9 protein-coding genes are annotated in these 24,757 nt (G+C 61.5%); 2 read left to right on the top strand and 7 right to left on the bottom strand.

Annotated features, from left to right (window positions below; all coding sequences use genetic code 11):
• Positions 1–5 precede the first annotated feature (5 nt).
• Positions 6–1,805, bottom strand: coding sequence for an NPCBM/NEW2 domain-containing protein (locus ACQK2L_RS15715; RefSeq protein ID WP_425397974.1), 1,800 nt, complete (start codon positions 1,803–1,805; stop codon positions 6–8).
• Between the two features lie 824 nt (positions 1,806–2,629).
• Here ACQK2L_RS15715 and ACQK2L_RS15710 point away from each other — a divergent pair.
• Positions 2,630–3,280, top strand: coding sequence for a hypothetical protein (locus ACQK2L_RS15710; RefSeq protein WP_425397973.1), 651 nt, complete (start codon positions 2,630–2,632; stop codon positions 3,278–3,280).
• Between the two features lie 50 nt (positions 3,281–3,330).
• Positions 3,331–3,924: a hypothetical protein gene (locus ACQK2L_RS15705; protein ID WP_425397972.1), complete on the top strand. Its 594-nt coding sequence runs from the start codon at positions 3,331–3,333 to the stop codon at positions 3,922–3,924.
• A 431-nt stretch (positions 3,925–4,355) separates the two neighbouring features.
• Here the strand turns inward: ACQK2L_RS15705 and ACQK2L_RS15700 are convergent, their stop codons facing one another.
• The 6 genes from ACQK2L_RS15700 to ACQK2L_RS15675 form a co-directional block, all read right to left on the bottom strand.
• The gene (locus ACQK2L_RS15700; RefSeq protein ID WP_425397971.1) at positions 4,356–4,796 is read right to left on the bottom strand and encodes an SMI1/KNR4 family protein; all 441 of its coding nucleotides are present in this window, start codon (positions 4,794–4,796) and stop codon (positions 4,356–4,358) included.
• Positions 4,797–4,999: 203 nt separating this feature from the next.
• Positions 5,000–17,530 (bottom strand): malectin domain-containing carbohydrate-binding protein, encoded by a 12,531-nt coding sequence (locus tag ACQK2L_RS15695; RefSeq protein ID WP_425397970.1) that lies wholly within the window; start codon positions 17,528–17,530, stop codon positions 5,000–5,002.
• A 61-nt stretch (positions 17,531–17,591) separates the two neighbouring features.
• Positions 17,592–18,917, bottom strand: coding sequence for a glycosyltransferase family 4 protein (locus ACQK2L_RS15690; protein ID WP_425397969.1), 1,326 nt, complete (start codon positions 18,915–18,917; stop codon positions 17,592–17,594).
• A gap of 7 nt (positions 18,918–18,924) precedes the next feature.
• The gene (locus ACQK2L_RS15685; RefSeq protein ID WP_425397968.1) at positions 18,925–22,071 is read right to left on the bottom strand and encodes a hypothetical protein; all 3,147 of its coding nucleotides are present in this window, start codon (positions 22,069–22,071) and stop codon (positions 18,925–18,927) included.
• A 2-nt stretch (positions 22,072–22,073) separates the two neighbouring features.
• Complete coding sequence (locus ACQK2L_RS15680; protein ID WP_425397967.1) at positions 22,074–23,462, bottom strand: hypothetical protein; 1,389 nt, start codon at positions 23,460–23,462, stop codon at positions 22,074–22,076.
• A gap of 75 nt (positions 23,463–23,537) precedes the next feature.
• The gene (locus ACQK2L_RS15675) at positions 23,538–24,674 is read right to left on the bottom strand and encodes an efflux RND transporter periplasmic adaptor subunit (RefSeq protein ID WP_425397966.1); all 1,137 of its coding nucleotides are present in this window, start codon (positions 24,672–24,674) and stop codon (positions 23,538–23,540) included.
• Between the last annotated feature and the right edge of the window lie 83 nt (positions 24,675–24,757).

Here is a 24,757-nt window from a genome sequence, read left to right as displayed (position 1 = left end):
CGACCTCACTTCACCAGCGACACACGATACAAGCCGGCTCCGTGCAGGGGAAGTTCGCGGCTGAAGCTGCCGCTAAACTCTCCGAGGTCCTCATGGGCCCAAAGGTCGCGCACGGTGGCTTTGCCTTCGATCCCCAGGTCGGCAAAGTCGATGCCCACGCTGCTCACGTCAGCAGTGGCCTTGTCGTCTTTGGTGACCAGCACGCCGAACTCGACTGAACCTCTGCTGCTCATCACCCCCTTGGTGGTGAACGAATCGTAGCCATCGGGCAGGTCGTAGATGATCACCGACTTGGCGTGCGTGCCGATGCCCGTGACTTCTTTCCCGCCGACCACCAGCGGCTGGTTTTCGCACGTTCGATTGACTCCGACGCTGCCCCATCCGCACGTGGGGTCACGCCACTTGAGCTCCGTGAGGCTCAGTTCTCCTGCCGGGCCGCGCAGTGTGGGCTCCATCCATACCGCATGGTCGTGATGGAATCCGTCTCCGCCGTCGGTGACCAAGAGCACCAGTTGCTTGCCGCCTTTAACCGAGACGGAGATGTCCTGCGACTTGCCCTCTCCGGCAATCACGGGGCTCGTGTAGTCGGCGAAGGAGAAATCGAGATGCTCGCCCATGCTTTGCGCATTGAACAAGGCCACGAATTTGTCGTCGCTGTCAGGCACGTCGGCGGCCCACACGATCAGGTTGTCGTTGCGCGAAACCTGGCGGTTGTTGGTGCTGTGCTGGTTGACCTCCAGCATCTCCGGGTTGGTGAGCATGTGCAGCGTGAAGTCGTCCAGCTTGGTCATGTCGCCGCCAAAGATCAGCGGCGAGCGGGCGATGGCCCACAGGGTCATCAGCGTGTGCTGTTCGTCTTTGGTGAAGTTGGTGGGGCGACCAAATTGAACGACGCCGATCGGCAACATGTCCGCGTCGGGCCACGCGCCGGGGCGGCGGTAGGGCTCCCAAGCATGCACCCGCTCGAACATTGCATGCAGCAGGCCCCAGCGGTCCCAGAAGTCGTCGGTGATCCGCCACAGGTTGGCATGCTGCGCAACGTGCGGCCCGGCCGACAGCGGTGTCGCGCCTGGCGAGAGGCTCAGCACGATGGGTTGGCCGGACTTGTCGATCGCTCGCCGCAGGGCCTCGATTTCCGCTTTCTGCACGTCGTCGTAGGGACGCGAGATGTCGTCGCACTTGATGTAGTCGACGCCCCACGAGGCGTAGAGTTGGATGAGGGAGTCGTAGTACGCCTGACCGCCGGGCGTGGTCGCGTCGACCCCGTACATGTCGGGATTCCACGGACACGTCGAATCGGTAAGGGCGATGTCGCGGGCGCTCCGTTCCGTGCCCAGCACCGGCGTGTTCTGTTCAACGGCCTGCCGCGGGATGCCGCGCATGATGTGGATGCCGAACCGCAGGCCGCGCGAGTGAACGTAATCGGCCAGCGGCTTGAAGCCGTTACCATCCTTCGCCGAGGGGAATTTCTTTACCGCCGGCAGCAGCCGCCCATACTTATCCTGCTCGAGCGGAGCGCCGGGCTGGTACGCGTGGGCTTTCGACTCTGGTTCGTACCATTGAATATCAACGGTCAGAATGTCGTACCCGGCCGGCAGCAGCTTTTCGGCCATGGCGTCGGCCTGTTCCTTGACCTGCTGCTCGGTAACAGTGGTGCCAAAGATGTCCCAACTGTTCCAACCCATCGGCGGCGTCGGCGCGAGCACGCGATCGCCGCCGCCTAGCGTGTCGCCCAAAGCCCAAGAGCAACAGCCCAGCAGCGCCATCAAGGCAATCCCAGCAGTGGCTCGAACGCAACGTGTCATATCCAACTTTCCTGCAATGGCTGGCGACTGATATCGACCTCTCGGAGCAGAACGCTCACTAACAGTGTACCACTTGCCGGCCGAGTGGAAGAATGGATGACCAACAACACGCCCGCTGCGCTTGCCCGCAGAATCATAGAACGCCGCGCCCGGGAATGGAGAGGGCGCGGCGGCGTCCGGTTCTACCTGTCAAAAACGGCGTCCCGGATAGCGTCGATTATACGCGACCACGGTCGCTGCGACCTTCACTGTTAGCGTCAAAAAGTACAGCGCGACGATTGAGTCAACGAAGTCCACAAATGGGGCTGCAACTGCACCGCGAAGGATGTCCAAGAGAGTGTGCCACTGCCACAAGGCTAGAACGCCAGCATAGATGGTCGCGTACAACGCAGCCAGCATCCAGATTCCTGATTCGGTTCGATAGTCATGCACGCAAGCTAGAAGTACAGCAAAGCCGCACACCGCGAATGTCGAGAGTACAGCCATACCTGTCGTCGCGGCGGCAACGGCTAGGAGTAATCCGAGCAGAGCGTAATACGAACGGTGCCGAAGTATGCGGATTAACCGCCTGGGATGTATACCCATCGCCTTGTGCCTTGCCAGGTTGTTATGTCATCCAGCGTCAGCGACCAACAAGTGTCGATGAGTCGCCAGCCCCGCGGCGGAGTACGTTTTTTGTGCTCTACTGTAGTTGATTCACACCTACCATAGTACGTTGCCGGGTACAACTCATGTCCGTAGGCAGCACGTTCCCGAGTCGGCTATACTTCGTGAAGGTTCGCATTCAAGCGTTCCACAAACAGCAACTTGCAAGAGAGAATCACATGACTTGGTACGCAAGTCAAATCATCACAACCGGCGATCCGTCGATCATAGCCGCAATCGACCGCAATCCCATATTCGCAGGCAACGTTTTTCATGTGAAGAATCCTATTGAACACAATTGGCATACACCGGAGGTAAAGCACTCCGTCCCGGACGAAGGTCTCATCTTTATCCGCCCAATATGTGACCCTGCTGACCATATCGCCGAATGGCATGGCGATGAGCTGCTCTCGTGGGATCGATTTGAGAATGCTCCCGGTGAAGAAGTGCTGCTAGAGCCCCAAGCAATCGCTCAGCGTTATGGGGAGCTGGAGATTGTAGCACTTGTTGCCACCGATATCCTTCGAGCTACCAAGAAGCTGAATAGCGACACGAAGGTGCCGGTGGCGTATTACTACTGCTTTTGTTGGGGAGGCGACGTCGAGATCGAATTCGCGTGGATTTTCGACGGATCGGAGCGCGTACTCATTCGCCTACCAGACGACGAGCCACCCGACGTCAACCGCCTATTGGAGGTTGATCCCGAAACGGAAACCGTCTATGACGAAGACGTTCTGGTTCGGACATTGCGTTCGCTTAAGTGCGAATTGCCAACTCCGTTCTTCGCCCCTCACGCTCGAAATTTCCCGTGGGTCGAACATCGGGTGTGAAGGGCCTCCATCGTGTGTTCTGCCACCTTGCCCTTCCATCAGGCAACCAGTTGAAGTCAAAACACGAACCAGTCCTGATTGCATTGGTGTTCATCGGCATCCTGCTTGCCATGCCGATCATTTTGCCGTGCATGGTGGTGAGCGATGCGCGTCGGAAGCGGCGTTTGAGGCGATGTGCCAGGACAACCGTCTGCGAAGAGTGTGGGCAACTGCTTGGTGATGCGTCGATTGAACTGTCGAACCTAGAGTGTCAGAAATCGATCGAGAAACTGAACATCAAACCTAGCCGCGTGAACCATCGGCGAGTTCGCCAAAACGACGCGATTTGTCCGAATTGCAAAGCCGAGTACCGATTCGTTCCGAAGCGATCCGAATTACTGCGTGTTTGGGAGTGTGACGTTGGCACTATCATCGACCACCAACGGCGCGACTTGCCCGATTCGCCCACCAAGCGAGCATTGCGGGCGGCGGTGCTGAAGACTCCGCAGCGATATGATAGCCGTTGGTTGCTCGTATACGAGACTTCGCCGAAAGTGCTGTACGATCCCAAGACCGGCGACTACGCACTTCTTGGCCTTGGTGGCCAGGTGACGGAAGTAGGAGATGTCGCGGGCGTCGTCTCGACGCTGGAAGAGTTGGCCTGAACCTCAATCGCTATTCTGGCACACCCCGTATAACAAATGCCGCGTGTCCACTTCCTGTGACAAAAACATGGCTTCTGACGAACTAATCGCGAATTCAAAACGGAACTTGCTGGATCTATTGGCCAATCTTGCCTCCGGTGAGCGACAGGCTAAGTACCAAGAGGATGTCCCGTATATTCATGTGCCAATAGAACTCGTATGCCAGTGGGAACAGTTCTCCAGTTTGTTGAGACAGCAGTATTGGTTTCGCAACTCACTGACCGATGATGAGTTGGATGCGCTAGAGAAGTTTGACGCGCGGTCTCTCTAACAGTGTACCACTTGCGGGCCGAGTGGAAGAATGGATGACCAACAACGCGCCCGCTGCGCTTGCCGGCAGAATAAGGCACCCCAAGGGCGCGGGTGTTCCACCGTTTCGACAAGTTGGAGGGCTACTGCACACCAAGATGCGCAATCAACTCTTCTTCGATGAAGTCCCAGATCGATTCGAATACCTTGCGGAATTGCTCTGGTTCATCATCGGACCACCTGAAGACTTCGGCATCCTCCGAAGTACCTGTGTGGAAGAAGAGGAACTGTTCGCCGTAACGAGAGGCAAACACAAACGCGTCTGCAGGTAGAGCGAGGTGCCCGCTTACCATCGTCCTCGCAACCTCCGTTAGACCTAGAACCGCAGGGTAGAACATCTGCACGTCGGAGAGGAATTCGCCACAACCTCGCCCGATTTCCTTCATTATCGCGGTGTATGCCTTGGGAAGCTGGGCGTCGATGCTGACTTCGATGGCACGAAGGTCCACTTCCTTACAACCCTTTATTTCAGATGCTCGACAAATCCCGGAGTCGAGTAGTTTTACCCCGATCTTGATGGCCATACGTCACCTTGAGAGATCAAGTCTGAACTCGCATTCGCATCGAGGGAATCTCTGCCGGCAGTCCAATGCTCTTAGTAGTGTACCACTTGTGAACACACTTGAAAGCGATTTGACTACAGAGCGACTGCGCTGAGCCGGCGCGATGAAACGCCGCGCCCCCATCTGGTGAGAGCGCGGCGTTGTTCGATCTAGTTCGTAGCGGCTTACAAGTCGCTGCCCAGGCCGTACTCGGCGAACACGTCGTCCGCTTCTTCGGTTTCGCTGCTCTCGGAACTCGTCGACGTGGCGGCGAACGGCTCGTCTTCGGTCGACTGGGCCAGTAGGAGCAGCAGTTCGTCGTCGGCGAGGGCTTCTTCGGTGGCAAACGCCTCGTCGGCGACCACTGTGGCGAGCGCCGGGGCTTCTTGCGACTCGCTCGTCGCGGCGAAGGCCGCTAGCGCACCGCTGCCGCCGCCGATCGGCAGGACCTCGATGGCCGAGACCATCGGGTTGCCTACCTCGGCGATGAAGTCGAGGTCGAGTTCGGTGCTGCTGCTGACGATGTACGACAGCACGATGCCCTTGTTGCCGGCACCGGCGGCTGCATAGATATCGAAGTCGTTCTCCACCAGATTCTCTTCAATTTCGATATCGAACACCCGCTCGCCCACGGCGAAGGCACTCGGGTCGATCTCGGCAAAGTACAGACGCACCTCGTACATGCCCACACCCAGCGGGAGGTCGTACGCCAGGTCGAGCGAACCAGCGTTGTCGAAGCGGCTGGTCTGGAAGACCGACATCGGCGTACCCGCCGGGATGGACGGATCGGACAGGTCGATGGTGGCGGCCGTCGAGAGCTCTTGGGAGTTCGCGCCGGAGATGCCAGCGTTGCTGTACTCGTGGGGATCGCTGTCGGTGTCTTCTTCCCACACGGGGTTGTCGGAAATGTCCGGCCCGCCAGCGTTGATGCGGAGCAAGACGTTCTCTTCCACTTCCTTGCTCAACGTGGCGCTGGCCACGGTGCTCCAAGCCCCGTCGGAATCCATCGCCCGCACGTACACCGTGTGGTTGCCGGTGGAGAGTCCGTCGAAGGTGGATGCCGAGATCGTACCGGTGACGGCCTCGCTCGCTTCGTCGAAGCTGCCATCGCTGGCCGACATCGCGGTGCCGGTGCCAGGTGCGCCGACCGTGTCGATGAAGTACTCGGCTGCCGCGATGGTGCCATCGCTGTCGTCGGCCGTAGCGGTGACCGTGATCGGCCCGCTGGTTGTCGACTGTGGCGAGAGCCCCACGGCCGAAGTCATGGGCGCCTGGTTGGCAGGCGTGCTGGGCGTGCCAAGCACGGTGCCGAAGTGCTCCCAGGTGACTGGCAGGCTGCCGCTGCCGGTTGGGTCGGTGGAAATCACGCCCACTGCCAGCGGGGAGGCCAGCCATGAAGCGGGAATCGAGATCGGGCCGCCGATGTCCATCAGCGATCCGCCATCGACCATGATGCTGGCTTGCACCATGTTGGTCGTGGGATCGATCGCGAGGAACAGGTCGACGTAGTCCGGGCCGGGCATCGCAAGCGCGGTGCTGGCTTCGAGCGTGTCGCTGCCTGCCACTTCGCTGATCACCTGCACCGCACCGCCACCGTCGCCGGCCAGGACCAGTTCGACGTAGTTGTCCTGGTCGCCGGTGCCGATGAACATACCAAACTGCTGCCCCGCTTGCGGCGTGAGGCCGGCGAACGGATTCGAGATGGTAGTCGTTACGTAGAACGGTTGGTTCAACCCTACCGCGTTTACACCGAACTGCAGTGCCTGCTCCTGGGTGTTGGTCGCACCGCGAGCCGTGCCGGCAGTGGCCGAGTCGATGGTGAACAGACCGGCCGCACCGCCTGCGGTTACTGCGCCGGGGAAGTACAGGTGGCCGTAGTCGTCGACGCCGTTGGTCATCACGCCGGTGAAGCCCAGATTGAGCAGGCCGCCCGGGTTGGGAGCATCGTTGTCCCACGTGAAGAACGTGCCGACCGGGGTGTTGAGTCCGTCGGACGCGTCGATCGCGAAGTGGTCCTCGGTGTCGAGGAAGGCGTCGTTGTCGTCGTTCGGATCGTTGAGGTTCGAAACGAAGTCGGTGTCCCAGTCGGGCGGAGTGTCGGCCGAGTTGTTGGGATCGGTGTTGTTGTCGGCTTCGTCGTCGTTGGTGTAACCGTCGCCGTCCAGGTCATTCGGATTGCCCGACGTGCCGGAGGTCGGCTCGTAGACATAGATGCTGTTGGTCGCCAGGTCGACCACCCAGATGCTGCCCGCGAAGGGGCCGGAGTCGGCCACGTCGACGTCGAGCGGAGCGACGCCCACGTTGCTGAACAAAGTGCCCGCGATCTCGGCCTGGTCGCCAGCGGCGTTGAGTTTCACACGCTTGATGGTGTTGTCCAGGCTGGCGATGATCAAGTCGCCCTGCATCTGGCCACCAAAGTGCGTAGTGGTGTACTCGTCGATGCCGTTGGTCGACGCGTCGACCAGGAACAGCGCCCCGTCCTCGGTGCCCGGCGTCAGATAGTCCGACTCTTGGGCGTTGCCACCCACCGCCGCGACCGGAGACTGCGGGTTCGTGGTGTTGAACGTGTTGCTGGTGTTCGAACGCGTTGGGTTGGGATGACCACCGTAGAAACCTTGGCCCGTGACGTAGTGCAACTGGTCGGGCGTCGAGATGCCCGGCTCGTTCTGCTGGTTGGTTGCGTTGCCGCCGGGACCTTCGCCGATCGGAATGTCGCCCCAGTTGGCGTTCGAACCGTTGTCGAACGTGTACATGCGACCGGATGAGTGGAGCTGCACGTCGTACGGATTGCGGAAACCAGCAGCGTACACCTGCACCGGACCGCCCGGCACGATGATCGCCTGGTTCTTGCCGTCGTTGCCGCCGAAAGGATCATTGAAGTCGTCTGTACCGGCGCGGTCTTCGTCGTCGAGCGTCGGCATGTCGTAGGTCGTCTCGCCGATCGCGTCGAGGTCGACCGATAGGATGGCCGCCGAGTAGGCGTACTCGGGCAGCAGGGCGAAGCCGAACGACGGCGCGCCCATGTTCGTGTTGCCGCCCACTGCCACGTACAGCGTGTTGGTCGCGTCGTCGAGCGCCAGGCCGTTCACGGAGTGGTTGCCCTCTGAGCGCGGCAGGCCGCGAACCAAGTCGAGCTTATCCCAACTCGAACCGTTCCACGTGAGTCGCGAAATGATGCCCGAGTTGGTGTCCAATCCGGTGTCGGGGCGAGGATTTCCTTCGGCGATTCGTGGATCGCTCGACGAAACGTAGATGATGGGGTTCTGGGCAGTGCCGCGTACGATCAACCCAGTCACGGTACGATTGTTGATGCTGGCATTCACCGAACCATCGTCGTCGTGGTTGGGGATGTCGCGAATCGAGGTGATGGTCTCGGTGCTCACCACTTCGTAGTCGTCGGCGCCGTTGCGGACAACATCGTAGATGCGGATCACACCGAACTGCTGGGCCACGTACAGCCGGCCGTCCGGCCCGAACTCGATGCTGGTCGGTCGAGTGGATGTGGTGCCGGCCAGAGTTGACTTGCTGAAGTTGATCGGCTGCGGGCCAGTCGGCGCGTTGCCGATGATCTCGATGCCTTTGATCGACGGGTTCTGCGTGACGTGGCCGAAGTCGATGTCGAGGTTGCCGTCAGACGTGACGGTGAACGTCTTCACGACGCCCTTGTTGCCACCGACATCGGCGAACACATCGTAGTCGTCGAGCAGCGTGACACCTTCGATGGCGACGTCGAACACTCGCGCGTCAACCGACTGGGCGCCAGAGTACGTTTCGGCGAAGTACAGCCGCACCTCGTACTCGCCCGGCGTGACGCTGAAGTCCCACTGCATCTCCTCGCCGGTGCCCGGGTCCCAACGCTCCGTTTGGAACACCGAGGCCGGCGTGTCCGCTGGAATCGAAGGATCGGTCATGTCGATTGTCACACCCGTGGTGGCGACCTTGGAGTTCGACGTGGCAGGGTTGCTGTTAGCCGAGGGGCTAGCGGTCGTGTCGGTGCTCCACACCGGATCGGCAGCCAACTGCGGACCGCCTGCATTCACGCGATACAGCACCTCGGTCACGCTATCGACGCCGGTGCCGGAGAGGGCGACGGTGAGCGCGGGGTTGGTGCCATCGTGCAGGATGGTCAAGGTGGCGCTGTCGGTCGTCTCGGCCGTTGGCGAGTAGGTGACCGTTACGTTGACCGACTGTCCCGGTTGCAGGGTGATCGGCGAAGTAGTGCCAAAGTCAAACGTGAACGGCGTTCCGCCCGGGGCGATCGAAGCGGTGGTTGGATCGATGACAATCGGATTCGCGCCGGTCTGGCCCTGGTTCGTCAGCGAGACAACCTGCTGCGACGAGCCGCCGGTAGCCACATTGCCAAACGGCACCGCAGCGGCCGACGCGCCGAGCGTGCTGCTGGCGGTTGTTCCGACCGAGACGATTTCGATGCCGTTGATTTGCGGATTTTGCGTGACGTGCGTGAAGTCGATGTCGAGGTTGCTGTCCGCGGTGACCACGAACGACTTCATCACGCCCTTGAAACCTCCGATGTCGGCGAAGATGTCGTAATCGTCGAGGACCGTCGCGCCTTCAATGGCGACATCGAACTCGCGAACGCCGACCGATTGAGCGCCGCTCCAGGTCTCGGCGAAGTACAGGCGGACCTCGTAGTCACCCGGAGTGACCGGGAAGTCGTACATCATGTCGCCGCCGCCCGTGGGATCGAAGCGGTTGGTTTGCAATAGCGCCATGGGTGTACCGGCCGGGATCGACGCGTCGGTCATGTCGATGGTGACCGTGTTGGTCGAGATCTTGGCGTTGTTGAATCCAACGTTCAGGTACGCCGAAGGCGTGCCGTTGGTGTCGGTTTCCCAAACCGGCGTGTCGGCCAGCTCGGTTCCGCCGGTGTTCACGCGGAAGAGCACCTCGCCGCCGACGGGGGCGTCGGGGTCGTACTCGACCACGATCACTTGCGAGAGGTCGCTGGTGGTTCCGTCGGTCTCCTCGATCACCGCCATCAGGTGATTCAGGCCGCCTTCGGCGTGGGAGTCAGTCAGCGTCACGGGAATGTCGGCAAAGCCCGTCGCGCCGATCGTGGCGGTCTGTTCGCTAATGGCAATGGCCTTGTTGGCCTCAAAGGCGTCGATGTCGAAACCGCCACCGGGCACGCCATCGAGATGCAGCGCGCCTTCGACGTGCAGCAGTCGCACCATCGCGCCGACCGGGCCGGTGATGCGAGCTACTTGGCTATCGCTGCTGAGCACCGTGGGAACGCTCGCAACACCGAGCAATTCGAGTGTCGGCGCGTCGGGCGCGGTGCCGGCCACGGTGACCTGCGAAGCCACGTTGCTGCCGGCAATGCCAAACAACTCGCGCGAGATGGTCGAACCATCGCTGAACTGGATGGTGACCGTGCTGCCGGCCATCTCCAGGCCGCTGATGCTGCCGGACTGCTCGGGACCAGGCGCGGCCACGCCTTTGATGCTGGTGGGGTCGATGTCGACCGAGAAGGTAAACGTCTCGCCGGGATCGAAGTCGTTGAACATCACGTCCAGGATATCGAAGCCGCCATCGTGGTCGCCCGAGAACGTGTGCGTACTCTGACCGGTCTCGGTCTCGCCGGTATCCGGCGTGAACGACTTGGCCGCACCGACGTCGCCGGCGGAGCCCGAGGTGTCAAAAATGATGTCCGGCAGGAAGGCGGTGCTCAGATCGAATCGAATTGATTGAATCGTCTGGCCGCTGGCCGAGTTGTTCGTAATCTGGAACGAGTCCGACGTGAACGTGCTGGAGTTGTTGATGCCGCCGCCGGGGTTCACTACCACGGCCGCTTCGGCGTCGGTCAGCACGGCCGGATCGGGAATGATACCCAGGAAGTCCCAGGTTACCGGCACCGAACTGGCGGTGGGGTCGGTGGCGATCAAGCCCGTGGCCAACGCGCCGCTCACCCAGGAGGCAGGTACGGAGATCTCGGGACCGACGGCGGTGCGCTCGCCGCCGTTGGCCTCGTAGCTGGCCTGCAGCATGTTCGTCAGCGGATCGATCGACAAGTACAGGTTCAGCACCGAAAGACCGCTAATGGTAATCGGCACGGTGGCTTCCACGGTGTCGACGCCAGCGACTTCCTTCACGACTTGCAGCTCGCCGCCGTTGTCGCCGGAGAGGACGAACTGGATGTAGTTGTCCTGGTCGCCGGTTCCGATGTAGAAGCCCATCTCCTGGCCCGCTTGTGGGGTCATCTGGGCGAACGGGCCGAGCAAGCTGGTGGTAGCGACGTAGCGCTGCACGGCGCTCGAGACATCCACACCGAACTGGAAGGCCTGGTCCTGAGTGTTGGTGGCACCGCGGGCGGTGCCGGGTCCGGCGGCATCGATCGTCAGCACACCAGCCGCACCGCCGCCGGTCAACGCTTCGGCGTTGTAGAGGCTGAGCCAGTCGTCGACGCCGTTGGTCATCATGCCGGTGAAGCCGAGGCCCAGAATACCACCGGCCGATTGTCCTTCGTTCTCCCAGGAGTAGAAGGTCCCCAGCGGCGAGGTGGTGCCGTTGTCGGGATCGATGGCGAACTCATCGTCGACATCGAGAATCAAATCGTTGTCGTCGTCGTCGTCGGTAAAGTCCGACACGAAGTCCATGTCGTTGTCCGACGGGACATCGCCGCTATTGTTCGGGTTGGTGCCGGCGGCCAGTTCGTCATCGTCGGTGTACCCGTCGCCGTCCATGTCGCCTTCGGTGCCGACGTTGCCATCGGCTGGCTCGTAGACGTAGATTCCATTGGTCGCGACGTCGACCACCCAGATGGTGCCTTCGAACTCACCGGTGGGTGCAAAGATGTCGAGTGGCTTGAAGCCGATGTTGTTAAACAGCGTTTCCGACCCGATCACCGTGTCGCCAGCGGCGTTCAGCTTGACGCGTTCGATGGTGTTCTCGAACCCTGCCATCAGCAGGTCGCCCTTCATCGCCCCGCCGAAGTTGTTGGCGGTGTACTCGGTCATGCCGTTAGTCGAGAACGGGTAGGCGATCAGCGAACCGTCTTCCACCACCGGAACTAGGTAGTCCGACTCGATGGGGTTGCCAGTGGTGACAGGCGACTGCGGATTGGTGGTGTTGAAGGTGTTGTTGGTGTTCGATCGGGTGGGGTTGGGGTGACCACCGTAGTAACCCTCACCGGTAATCAGGTGCAGGCCGTCGCCGTAAGTAGTGCCGCCCTCGTTGGTGTCGTTCGTGGCATTGCCGCCGGGGCCTTCGTTCACTGGCACGTCGCCCCACTGGGCGTTCGGGCCATTGTCGACCGTGTACATACGCCCGCCGGCGGTGAGTATCACGTCGTACGGATTGCGGAAGCCAGGGGCGTAGACCTGCACCGGCCCACCGGGCACGATCCTTGCCTGGTTCTTACCGTCGTTGCCGCCGAACGGATCGTTCAGATCGTCGACACCCGCGCGGTCTTCGTCGTCCAGGGTTGGAAGGTCGTAAGTGGTCTCGCCGATGGCGTCCAGGTCGATCGACAGCACAGCCGCCGACAGGGCGTACTCTGGCAGGTTCAGGAAGTTGGCCGACGGAGCACCCATGTTGGTGTTGCCACCCACGGCCAGGTACAAGGTGTTGTCCACAGGGTCGAGCGCCAAGCCGTTGGTGCCATGGTTCTCTTCGCTGCGCGGCAGACCACGCACCAGGTCGAGCTTGTCCCACGACGATCCGTTCCACGTCAGCCGCGAAACAATGCCGGAGTTGGTGTCGAGGTTCGTTGCTTCGTGATTCGTGCCACCGCCGATGCGCGGATCGCTCGATGCGACATAGATCACCGGGTTCTCGGCCGTGCCGGTCACGTACATTCCGGTTACCAGGCGATTTCCGACACCTGGCTCTGGATCCCCCTGATCGTTGTGGTTCAAAATGTCGCGGATCAGGTTGATCTGCTCGTGCGAGGTGGTCGCGTAGTCGTTCGCGCCGTTGCGCACCACGTCGTACGCGCGAATCACGCCGAACTGCTGCGCGACGTACAACCGACCATCAGGACCAAATTGCACCACGGTCGGGCGCACGGGGCCCGTGCTGTGGTCGAGTTCCGATTTGGTGAAGTTCACCGTGCTTGCCGCAGCGCCCAAACCGCCCAGCGTGATCGATAGCGAGTCGCTGCCGCTGCCGTAGGGAATGGTCAGCTCGGAGCTCTCGTTGGTTTCGGTGGTCGGCGAGAACGTCACCATCACGCGCGTCGACTCACCCGGCGCGAGTTGGATGGGGTTGGTGTCGGCGAAGCTGAACGAGAACGGTGCACCGCCGGCACCGAGCGATGCCTGCGCCGGATCGATGGTGGTGGTCGACGTCCCGTCGTTGGTGAGAATCGTCGACAAAGTGAAGTGCGAACCGGTCGCCAGGGTACCGAAACTGAGCGTGCTGAGCGATGCGGAAACATTGGAGCTGCTCATGCCATCAGGGCTAAGGATCTCAATGCCCTTGATCGACGGATGCTGCATGACATGGAAGAAGTCGATGTCGATGTTGGCGTCGGCTACGACCGTGAACGTCTTCACCACGCCCTTGAATCCGCCGACGTCGGCGTAGACATCGTAGTCGTCCAGCACGGTGACGCCTTCGATCGCGACGTCGAACTTGCGAACGTCGGCCGCCTGCCCACCGGTCCAGTTTTCGGAGAAGTACAAACGCACTTCGTACTCGCCGGGCGCGACCGGGAAGTCGTAGCTCATCTCGCCACCGCCACCCAGGTCGTACCGCTCCGTCTGGAACACATTCATCGGCGTGCCCGCGGGAACCGATGGATCGCTCATGTCGATGGTCGCAGCGCTGCTCGAGGCCCGCGTGTTGCTGCTCGTTCCGCCCAAGTAGGGCGACGGGCTGGCAGCCGTGTCGACGCCCCAGTCGGGTGTGTCGGTAATCGACGCGCCGCCCGCGTTCACGCGGTACAGCACGTTGCTGGTGGTCATCACGGTCCCCATGCCGGAGAGCGCGACCACCAGTGGCGTGTTGTCGCCGGTGTGGGGAATGGTGAGCGTATCGGAGTCGGCCATCTCAGCGGTCGGCGTGTAGCTAACCGTCGCGTTGACGGACTGCCCCGGCGCGAGCACGATCGGAGTTGCCTGGCCGAAGTCGACCGCAAACGGCGCGGCGATGGTGACCGCCGACGGATCGATGGTGATGTCGTCGCCGCCGGGCAGGTTGTTGTTTGTGAACTGGACTACCTGGTTTCCAGTCTCGCCAATCGTGACATTGCCGAAGTCGACCGACGATTGCGACGTGCCCAGCATGCTGCCGGTCATGCTGCCATCGGTGAGAATCTCAATACCGCGAATCGATGGATTCTGCGTGACATGGAAGAAGTCGATGTCGAGAGTTGCGTCGGCCGTGACCATGAACGTCTTCACCACGCCCTTGAATCCGCCAATGTCTTCGTAGATGTCGTAGTCGTCGAGCACGGTGACGCCTTCGATCTGCACGTCGAACTCACGTGCGCCGACCGTTTGGCCGCCGGTCCACGTTTCGGCAAAGTACAGACGAACCTCATACATGCCGGGCGTGACGGGGAAGTCGTATCCCATCTCTCCGCCGCCAGCCAGATCGAATCGATCGGACTGGAACACTTCCACCGGCGTGCCGGCGGGAATCGACGGATCGGTCATGTCGATCGTCGGTGTACCGCTGGTGACTCGCGTGTTGGAGCTCGTACCGCTCAGGTACGCCGAGGGAGTTACATCGGTATCGGCTTCCCAGTCGGGCACATCGGTGATGGAGCTGCCACCGGCGTTGACGCGGTAGATCGTCTGCGCGACGCCGACTTCCTGCTTGATGAAATCGACCGAGCCGACGAGTCCCCAGTTGCCACTGGCATCCTGCCCGCGGACGTACACGGTGTGTGTACCGGTTGCGAGGCCGTCGAATGTTCCCGCGGCGATCACGCCAGTGACTGCTTCGACGGCCGAATCGAACGTGCCATCCTCGGCCGTCATGGCCGTGCCGGTTCCCTCGGCGCCCAAGGTATCGATAAAGTACTCCGCAGCGACGATTGCCGATGCACCCGTCAAGCTGTCGTCCAAGGTCGCCGTGATATCAAGCGGGCCCTCGGTGGCGATGCTGGGATCGACCTCGACCATCGAGGCTTGCGGCCCAAACACATCGCCGCTACCGGCCAACAGGAAGTGCATGCCCACCACGTTCAGGCCAGCGAGGCCATAGCTATCGGCATCCACTTGCAACTCGGACAAAATCTGTCCCTGCGTCAACACACCGAACTGATCAACCAGCAGGCTGACCACGTCGCTCGCCTCGGCGGTCACCTCAGGCGAGACAAACGCACCGACGGTCGAGGTATAGAACGTGGCCACACCGCCCGGCGCGTTGGGGCCGATGAACATCGCGTCGATGTCTTCGGCCTGGGTGGTGTAGTCGAGGTCGCTGCCGTTGAAGTAGAACGTCCACAGATCGTTCGCCGGATCGAACAAGAGGGCGTCCTTGTCGAGCGCCACCTGACCGGGCACGGAAGCTCCGCCGACAAATGACATGGCGATCCGCCCGTCGTCCATCACGAAGACCGCGTCGATGTCCTCGGTGTTGCCATCCAAGCCGTGCTCGCTACCGTCGAACAGCAGACTCCAGCTTCCGGCCGTATCGTCGCCAATCGAAGTGGGAGTGAACATTAGCAGGTCGTTTTGCGTGCTCACCAGCGGAGTGCCGTTGCCGACACCGGGGCTGCTGTACACCGTGTCGACGGTCGCGCCGCCGCTGGTGGAGATGATGATCTCGCCGGCATCGGTCACGTGCAGAGCGTTGATCGCCTCGCCGCCGGTCAGGCCGACGTCGCTGCCGTCGAAGTACAACTCGTAGGAATAGTCGCCGTTGGCCAGGAAGTTGAGCTGAAGTATGTCACCTGGTTCGTAGGTAACCGCTGAACCCACGCTGCCGGCAATGGTGCCAGCGGTCTCCATGGCCAGCAGCATCGAATCGTACTCCACTGTCGGCGGCGGGACGTCGAGTTTCTCGAACTCGATGCTGATGATCTCGCCCCAGTTGCCAGCCTTGTCGATGCCGTGCACATAGAACGTGTGCGTACCGACGCTCAGAGCGTTCCAAACCGCGCGGTCGATGGTCACCGTGACGTCTTCGGTGCTGCTGTCGTACAGCCCGTCGACCGGGTGCATGATCGATCCGGAGCTGAAATTGCCAATGGTGTCGATGAAGAACTCGGGACTCCGCGCGCCGCTGTCCACTCCGGTATCGGTGATGGTGGCCGTGAAGGTGGCCGGATTGCTGAGGGCGCCCGGTACCACTTGCAGGTTCGACATGACCGGCGCTTCGGTGTCGGGCGACATCAATTCGGCGATTCGAGTCGAGAGTTGTGTACGAATCGTGGCGTAAGCCGGGTTTTCGGCAAGGTTCTCCAGTTGGTAGGGATCGGCAACGATGTCGTACAACTCGGCGGTGCCGTTGGTGTACTCGGCGTACATGTATTGTTCGGTGCGAACGCCGTTGTACTCGCCGCCGAGCGACTTCTCGGCTTCGATCAGGAAGTCGCTCCGCCAGCTAACCGTGCTGGTAGTCTCGCCATTGAGGAACGGCACCAGCGAGCTGCCTTCCACGCTCGACGGAGTGGTCACCATTGCCAACTCGAGAATGGTGGACGCCAGGTCCATGTTCAGCGCCATCGCGTCGTTGGTCTGCTGAACCGGATTGCGGCCGTCGTACACGATCAGCGGCACACGAATCGACTCTTCCCAGGGGGTCGCTTTCTCATCGAAGCGATGCTCGCCCCACATGTGTCCGTTGTCGGAAGTGTAGATGATGATCGTGTTGTCTAACTCGCCCATCTCCGTGAGCGTGGCGATCATCTGCGACACGGCTTCGTCCACCGACAGCATCGACTCGATCGATCCCTGGCGGAAAGCGTCGACTTCGTCGATCTCGGTTTGCGTCAACAGCGGAAGCTTGTTCTGCGCCCAAGTTGGCTTGTCGCTGATATCCGCTTCGTTGAAGGAAGGCGGGCGATGCAGGGCGATGCCGTCCAGCGTGCCGGCGTGCCGCGCGGCTGGCGCAACGGGCACGTGCGGGTTCTTCGGCGCGAAGTACAGGAAGAACGGATCTTCGTCGTTCGCTTCGGCGTCGCGGATAATGTTATCGGCGATGTCGGCCAGTACGTCGGTGGAGTAGTCGGCTTCGGTGTTGCCATACGTTTCGGCGACGCTGTTATTGGCCAGCGTGTAATTGCCATAGCCAGCGCCCAGGAACGCACGCCACTCGTCCCATCCTGGCGGAATGTAGACGTCGCTCGAGTCGGAGTTTGCCTCGGAGAAACGGTCGTAGCCGTTCATGTATTTGCCGACCAGCGCGGTGAAGTAGCCCGCGTCGTCGAGCCAAGTGGCCAAGGTCGACGTGTCGTCGAAGTTCTGGAATGCGCCGAGCGGCGCATCGTTGTGAATCACACCACTGGTGTGCGCGTACTGGCCGGTGAGCAACGTCGCCCGCGAAGGACAGCAGATGGGAGTTGTCACGAACGAGTTGGTAAAGTCCGTCCCAGACGCAACCAGCTGCGACATGACCGTCGGCATGAACTCAACCGAGTCCCACCGCTGATCGTCGGTGTTGATGAGGACGATGTTAGGCATCGAACCATCGAGCATTTCGCGCGCTTCGAGCTGCTGACATCCAAGCCGGCGGCTGCGTGTGAACTTCTTCAGCTGCTTGCGGAACTTGCTGCGCCGATTCGATTTCGACTTGCGTGACATCTTCGTCTCCGAGGTGGCCGTACGTTGCGGGCTGTATTTTGTTGTGCTGTTTCTTGGATACTTACGTGTTGTTTGCTGCTGACACCAGCGGCGGCGGCTTGGAAGCCAAGTGGCCGGCGGCGGTTTCGTCCGCGGGCGAGTGCGACGGTGGATGCTTCGACTCGCCCGACGGAAGCACGCCAAAGTGGCTCAGCCCCTGAGCGAGTCCTTGGACCGGGTCGGAGCCGGCAAGCCACTCGTAGAACACTTTGCGCGACTCGGCGCCGCGCTGTTCGACCGACATTTCGTCGGTTGTTTCCCGTAATACGTCGACCAACGCGTCGAGGTCGCCTACGGGGAACGTGGCGCCGTTGCGGCCGGGTTTCACCAACTCGGGCGCGGCGCCTACCACGTCGGTTGCCACGATGGCGAGCCCCGCTAGCGCAGCTTCCATCATGACCATGCCCCATGGCTCGTGGTCGCTGGGAAGCAGCATGACGTCGCTGCTGGCGAACACGGCCGAGACGTCGTCCGGGTTGTCGAGGAAGCCGCAAAAGTGCACGCGGTCGGCAATTGCGTTGGGCACCGACTTTTCGGTTTGCTCGCGAAGCGCTCCGTCGCCGATGAACACCAGTTCCCAGTTCGGCCGCTCTTCAGCGAGCGCGGCCAGCGCGCCGATGGCCAGGTCGTGCCGTTTGACTCGCATCATCCGGCCCGGCACGACGATCCGCCGCCGATCACTTCGCAGGAAGTCGAATCGGGCGCGAACACGGTCGAGCGCCTCGGGCTTGGCGTGCTCGAACTCGGCAGGGTTGGAGATGTAGGGATACCAGAACAGCGGTTTCGACTTTCCGCCGTAGTTGTCGAACAGTTCCTTGCCGTACTCGCCGCACGGCATCACGGCCGACGCCCAGCCAATGCCGCGTCCGTAGATGAGCTTCTTGAACTGCCTGCGTAACCCGCGAGCGCGGTCGCCGCGGCCATTGAAGTCGCCGTACAGCAGGCAGGGCACGTTGTTGCGGCTGCACCAGCGCAACACGCGGAGCAGCCCGACGTTGCCCAGCCCTTCGCACACCACTGCGGCGATGTTATTTTCCTTTAGCCAACGAATAATCCGCCCGGCCTTGCGCCACTCGCGAGCGGCGAAACGCAACTTCACTTTCTCGTTGATCGGCTCGCCGCCGCTGAAACTCACCGGACGAATCGAATCGGGCGCCGTGATGTTCGACCAGCGGTTGTACGAATTGTCGTGCGTGTAGAGCGACCACAACTCGATCTCCGGCAACTCGTCCACGATCCGTTGGTGAACGTAGTTGCGATACGGCGTAACCGTGTTCACCAACAGCGCCACGCGGGGGCGCTGCTCGTGACTCGAGCCATTCGAGTTGTGGTTCGTCGCGGAAGTCATGGAGTGGCTATTCGAGGTAAAACTCAGAGGCCAACCGGCTGGCCTTCTGTTCTTCGAGACGGACGGACGCTGTGCGATGATTCCGATCGCGCAATAGCACCGACGTCGCGAGGTCCTCGTAGACCACATCCATGTGCTCGCGGAGGTAACGCGAGACAATGCTGTCGTTGATTTTCGTGTTGCCGCGGCGATTGGTGCAGTACCAAACGCGGTCGTTCTCGGCAAACAGCTGTTCCAGCTGATCAAGGCTGTGAAGCATCACCGCGCCGCTGCGACGATCGCGCGGCACTTCGTGGTGGTCGCCGATCGTGGCTTGCAACACCAACCGGGTTTCGAGCCAGTAGTCGATACTCACACCTTCCACCTTGCCGTCTGGCAGGCGGTCGCTGGCGAGTTGTTGCAGCACGAACTCCTGTGCGTGCGGCAGAATGGAGATGATCACATCGCCCGGCTGGTAGTTGCTCACGATGAACTCCGTCGGCTGCCGCCAGTCGGGCGAGCGCAACTGGCCGACGCCTTGGGCGGCCGTGGAAAAAGTCTTGAGCTCGCTGGTTCGCACGAACCAGCCTGATCCAATGGCGAGCAGTAGAGCTACGGTCGGAACGGCTACCGCGGCGGCGTACCAACGCAGGGCAGGGTACCGCGACAAACGGACCGCTTGGAAGAGCGGCGTCAGCATCGACACCACCGCGACTCCTGCCAGCAGAATGACTAGCGGCGTCAAATGGAAGGCGTAGCGGTTGGCGTGCAGCGGCAGCAGCACGGCCATCAAGCCGGTATTGCTCAGCAGGCAGATCAGCAGAAAGCGAATGGGCAACTTCCAGTGGTGCTTGAACACCAGGATGCACGCCGCACCGACCGCCAGCATCGGCAGCAGTGCGTCTTTGGTCCACGAGGCGTTCAGCAGGAAGTAATCGGGATCGAAGAACGGGAACCGCCACATCGGCTCGAGCTTCATGGAACTGATGCCAGTGCCGAACCACAGTCGCTGCGTTTGTTGCAGGATGCGGTGAGCGTTCTGCGCGAGCACCACTAGGATCACCAGCAGCGACGCGGGATATACAGCTGGTGTGGCGAGCACGCCGGCGAGGTGCCGCCGACGGTGGATCAATGCCGCCAGCGCCAGGCCCACGCCAAACAGGCCGGAGCCTTCCCACGACAAATACATCAGCACGAAGCTCACCGCGGCGGCCCATACGAGCGCTGGCCGCAATCGGCCCAAGCCACGTACCGCTTCGTATCCAAGAAACGTCGTGAGCAACGTGAAGAACTGCGTGGCCGATAAGTAGCGACCGAAATTGGCCATCGCAATCACGTGGGGCGACACGGCAAACAGCAAGCACGCCACGAGGGCCACGTACGGATTGAACCAGCGGTTGGCCACGAAGCCGATCAACAGCAGCGTGGCCATCGACCAGAACACGGCCGGCAGCCGCACGATCAGGCGTGGTTCGTCGGTGAAAAACGCAAACAGGGAGTTGAAGTAGTAGATAATCTCGCTGGTCGAGCAGTACGTAAATGGCATGTCTTCATGCGCCTGAACGCCTGGGAATCCATGCTCGAAGACCGACATCGTGAATCGGTAAGCGGAGACTTCGTCGTGGTGGATGGGCTCGGCCAAGATGTTCCGCATGCGGAGCCAACCTGCCAAGACGAAGATCGCGATCATGCACACTGCAAACGCCAGTCGCAGCGAGCGCTGCTTTGGCTCGGTGGTCGCCACATCGGTTTGCGCGGCGGACGAACGCCACGAGGCAATGGCGATCAGTCCCAGCCACAGCACCACGACCAACAGGGCGATGCCCATCAGGAAGATCGGCTGGTAGACCTGCCGCGAGGTCCAAGCCATGTCCCACGACATGAGCCCCGCTCCACCCGCCAGAATGGTGCTCGGCAGCAGTGCCCAGTAAGGCAACTGGGCGGGCAGTTCGGTGTTCTTGCCACCCACCAGGTGCAGTGCGCCGCGCACCATCGTAGCGCCGGCCACCGCCAGCAGTCCGCCGATGGCCATCACACTCACCAGTTGTACTCCGCGGAGCACTCGATAGGTGGGATTCAGAAAGTCGGTTTGGAAGCTTCGCGTAATCGAGCGCGGCGTGATGCCGGAATAGCCCGTTGAAACTTGCGCGGGCAGCCAGTGGTTCGCTTGCAAGTCGGGCCGCATCCAATCGCCGGCAATGCCTGCGGTGCTGAGCCACGTCGCGTCGGTCATCAGCGAGAGCTTCTCGCCAGCGACGACGGTTTCGAACTCGCCTTGCATGCGTGGTAGTCCACCTGCCTCGGCCACCGCGACGGTGATGATGTTCGAACCTTGGCGTAGCAGCGGGGCCACGTCGAAGGTGTACTCCACCGGTTTGCGCTGGGTGTCGATGGCCAGTTGCGCGCGGTCGTCCTGCACCAACCAACCGTTCACCGCCAGGCGGAATGGTCCGGTGGCAATCACCCGCAGCCATGATTGGCGCGGTGCGGCGGATAGGTCGAACTGTTTAGCGAACGTCGCGGAGCCATCGTGGCCAGCGGTGGGCGTGATCCACTCGGCCGAGCGCGGCGTGTAGATGGCGTCCGGCGGTACGTCCACTTGGGCGACCCAAGTGGCCGGCTCGCCGACGGTCGGTGCTTGCCAATGCTCGTCGGGGAAATCAGTCTCGTACCAGAAGGTGCCGCGGCGATCGTACAGGTCCGAAGCGACCCAGCCTTCGACCCCGCCCAGCGAGGCGGTCGTGCCGCCTGCGAAGTAACACATACCGTCAACAGCGAGTTGCGGCCGCCGACCGTTCACTAGCTGCAAGGAGTGCAGTGCGATGGTGTTCTCGCCCGCGTGCAGTTTCGAGGTGATATCGACCAGCGACCCACCGATGCGTCCAGTTCCCATCCGGGCCGAACGACCTACCTGACGGCCGTTGACGAACACTTGCAGCAGGTCGTGCCCTTTGACCTCCAGCCAGGCGTACTCCGGCGCTTCGGTGAATGTCCAGGTGCGCCGCAGGTAGACGTGCTTGTTTGGATTCGGGCGCTCGGGCGCCGACATCGGTGTGACCGTGCTGCTGATCTGGTACTCGGGCACGATGGGTGATTGCCAGCAGCGGAAGGCGTAGTCGCCGACCAGCACGGCGAACGCGATCAACAAGGCCAGTTGTGCAGAGGAAGTTCGCATCGTTACAGTCCGAGTCGGCCCTCCTGTGCGTGCAGGTTGGCGTACTTCGGCAGATGGAAGTTGGCGATCGAGCGGTCGTACATCTCGCGGGCTTTCACGAAGTCGCCCACGTTGAAGTAGGCGTCGCCAATCACCGAAGCGACGTCGCTGTTCACCATGCGATCCCCCACGGTCACTAGCCGCGGCAGCAACTCGCTCTCGATCTCTTCCGCGCGAACGGGATTCGCCGCCAGGGCGGTCGTGTACTGGGCGATCCAGTGTCCCGGCATCCACGGAGCGATGAGGGCTGCCTCGGTCCACTCGATCTCGGCGGCACTGTAGTCGCCCGCCACGATGTGATTGGCGGCTGTGCGGCTGATCACTTCGGCCAGCAGTTCGCGGGCGACCACGCTCGAATCGGAATCGCCAGCGTAAGGTCGCAGCACCGCGTAAGCCTCGCTGTAGCGCCCATCGATCGCGTGCTGGTGCGCCACGTAGTACGACGTGTACGCATCCTGGCGCTTCTGGCGGTAGCCAACGCGACCGCGGGCCAGCCAGTATCGGCGTGTGGCCGTGAGGGCGGGCATCGACGAACGAACGTTGTCCAGCGAAGCTTCCGCCTCAGCTAGTCGGTTGGCGTCCTCGTAGCGGTTGGCCTGAATCCAATGGTACTCGGCCACCCAACGGGGCCAGGTCATCGCCGCGGCCAGCAGCAAACCGGCAATCGCCCAGCGGGCGCCGTAAGCCAATCGATGTCGCAGGCTGCCACTTCGCGCGACCACCACACCCACTGCAGCAATCACCACCAACCATGGTCCGTACATTGCGTAGCGGAACGGCAGCAGAATCGAGTGCAGTTTCGAGCGGTAACCTTCCGGCGTGTTGCGGAAGCCGCCCGAGACCAGGCGATCCGGCGCTCCGCCGGTCAGTAGTTCTTCGCTCTGATGCCGGAACACTTCGCGGAGCACGGCCCGCTGGCGGACTTCGCTTTCACAGAATTCGACCAGGCCCGGATGATTCCAGAACACGGCCGCTGCCGCCGGCAGGCTGATCGCCAGCAGCAGGCCAAACGAGGTGGCAATGCGGTGACGACGCGTGACCACCAGGAAGATGCCAATAGCAATCACTACGAGAATCGGCACGGCCACGCCGCTCAGCAGCCACTGGCGCGGCACCTCGGCCGCGTGGGGCGGAGCGAACGGCACTCCGGGAGACGACCAGGGGATGTGCACGCCACGCAAGTCGCGGCTGATCGCTGGACGCAGCCATGGGCTGATCGCCACCACCGCGCAGCCCAGCAGCACGATGACCGCGAGGCCTCGGTTCGACAGTAGCGTACGTCCAACGGCCGCAGCGCTGGCAAGCAGCCAACTACCGAGGTCGTGTAACTTACTCGAAAAAGAACTCTTCATCTCAGCCGCGTATCTCTCGCTCCCCACTCACAACTTACGTAGCCGTATCCGTCACCTTCGATACAAGTCCAGAGATCATTCGGACTTTGCTTGCGCCAGATCTTCCCGATGGCTCCACTCTTGCCAGTCGGCATTCACCACGTCGTCCTGCTGCACAGAATCTTGACCAAACACGACGATCTCGTCGCCTTCGTTCACTCCGTCCAGCACCTCGATGTACCCCGCCTGGACCACGGGGCCGGTGCGAACTTCCTGAATCTTCGCGCGGTTGTCTTCCACGCGAACCACCATGGCTTTTTGTTGCTTGCGAATCACAGCAATGCTCGGCACCGCGGTGCCGGTGGCCCTTTCGCCGGTCACGCGCACGTAACCCGAGATGCCTGCGCGGATGCGATTGCCCGGGTTGGGCACTTCGATCAGCACGGGCACGACGCGGGTCTTGGTGGACACTACCGGCGAGACGCGCACCACCTTGCCGGTGAACTTGTCTTGCGGGAACGCATCGAGGATCACCTCGGCGGTTTGCCCCTCATCGAGCGCATCGCAATGTTCCATGGGGTAGTCCATTTGCACGTAGATCGGATCGAGCTGATGCACTACCGCCAAAGAGGCATCGCCATTAAGACGCATCTGTGGAGCGACGTCGATTTCTTCGATCACGCCGTCCAGCGGACTCTTGATCATACATAGAGTCAAGTCGCGTTTGGCCAATCCAAGATCAACTTCCGCCGTTTTTACCGCCACCTCGGCAGTGCGGACCTCCAAGCCCGACGCGGCGTTTCGCTCGGCGAGTTTGTTCATGACCTCGAACTCTTCTTTAGCCTTATCTAACAGCGCCTGACGCTGCTCGACAATCAGCGAGAACATGTCGGGGTTGAATTCCATGAGCGTATCGCCCTTCTTCACTTCGGAGCCGACTCCAAAGTGCACGGCGGTCACCTCGCGGTCCATCGATTCGGTGGAACTCATGGGGATGGAGATGATGGCCGTTTGCGATGGAATCGTTACGGCTGTGCCGCCCACGGTGGCCGAGAACTCACGCTCCTCGGCCTTAACCGTGCGAACAGGGATCGGCTGATCCGCTTTCCTTGCACGGGTTGGGCTCCAGTCGGTCAAAGCAGCGCGGGCATGCCATTGCCAGGCGGCTACCAGTCCAACCGCGCAAACGAACGCAATTACTCCACCCAGGCGGCGTACTGTATCTGCATGCATGACTCACATCTCCACAAAACGATGAGGTATAAACTTCTCTATGTCGTACTGACTGGTCATCGTCCTGAATCCTTAATCGGCGG

The organism is Aeoliella sp. (genome assembly GCF_965227375.1).
Lineage (GTDB): Bacteria > Planctomycetota > Planctomycetia > Pirellulales > Lacipirellulaceae > Aeoliella.
Note: the sequence above shows the minus strand (reverse complement) of the source record. Positions and strands in the feature narration are given on the sequence as shown.

Coding starts and splice junctions, on each gene's coding strand:
- ACQK2L_RS15715 (WP_425397974.1), bottom strand. CDS start 1,805: ATGACACGTTGCGTTCGAGCCACTGCTGGGATTGCCTTGATGGCGCTG.
- ACQK2L_RS15710 (WP_425397973.1), top strand. CDS start 2,630: ATGACTTGGTACGCAAGTCAAATCATCACAACCGGCGATCCGTCGATC.
- ACQK2L_RS15700 (WP_425397971.1), bottom strand. CDS start 4,796: ATGGCCATCAAGATCGGGGTAAAACTACTCGACTCCGGGATTTGTCGA.
- ACQK2L_RS15695 (WP_425397970.1), bottom strand. CDS start 17,530: ATGTCACGCAAGTCGAAATCGAATCGGCGCAGCAAGTTCCGCAAGCAG.
- ACQK2L_RS15690 (WP_425397969.1), bottom strand. CDS start 18,917: ATGACTTCCGCGACGAACCACAACTCGAATGGCTCGAGTCACGAGCAG.
- ACQK2L_RS15685 (WP_425397968.1), bottom strand. CDS start 22,071: ATGCGAACTTCCTCTGCACAACTGGCCTTGTTGATCGCGTTCGCCGTG.
- ACQK2L_RS15680 (WP_425397967.1), bottom strand. CDS start 23,462: ATGAAGAGTTCTTTTTCGAGTAAGTTACACGACCTCGGTAGTTGGCTG.
- ACQK2L_RS15675 (WP_425397966.1), bottom strand. CDS start 24,674: ATGCATGCAGATACAGTACGCCGCCTGGGTGGAGTAATTGCGTTCGTT.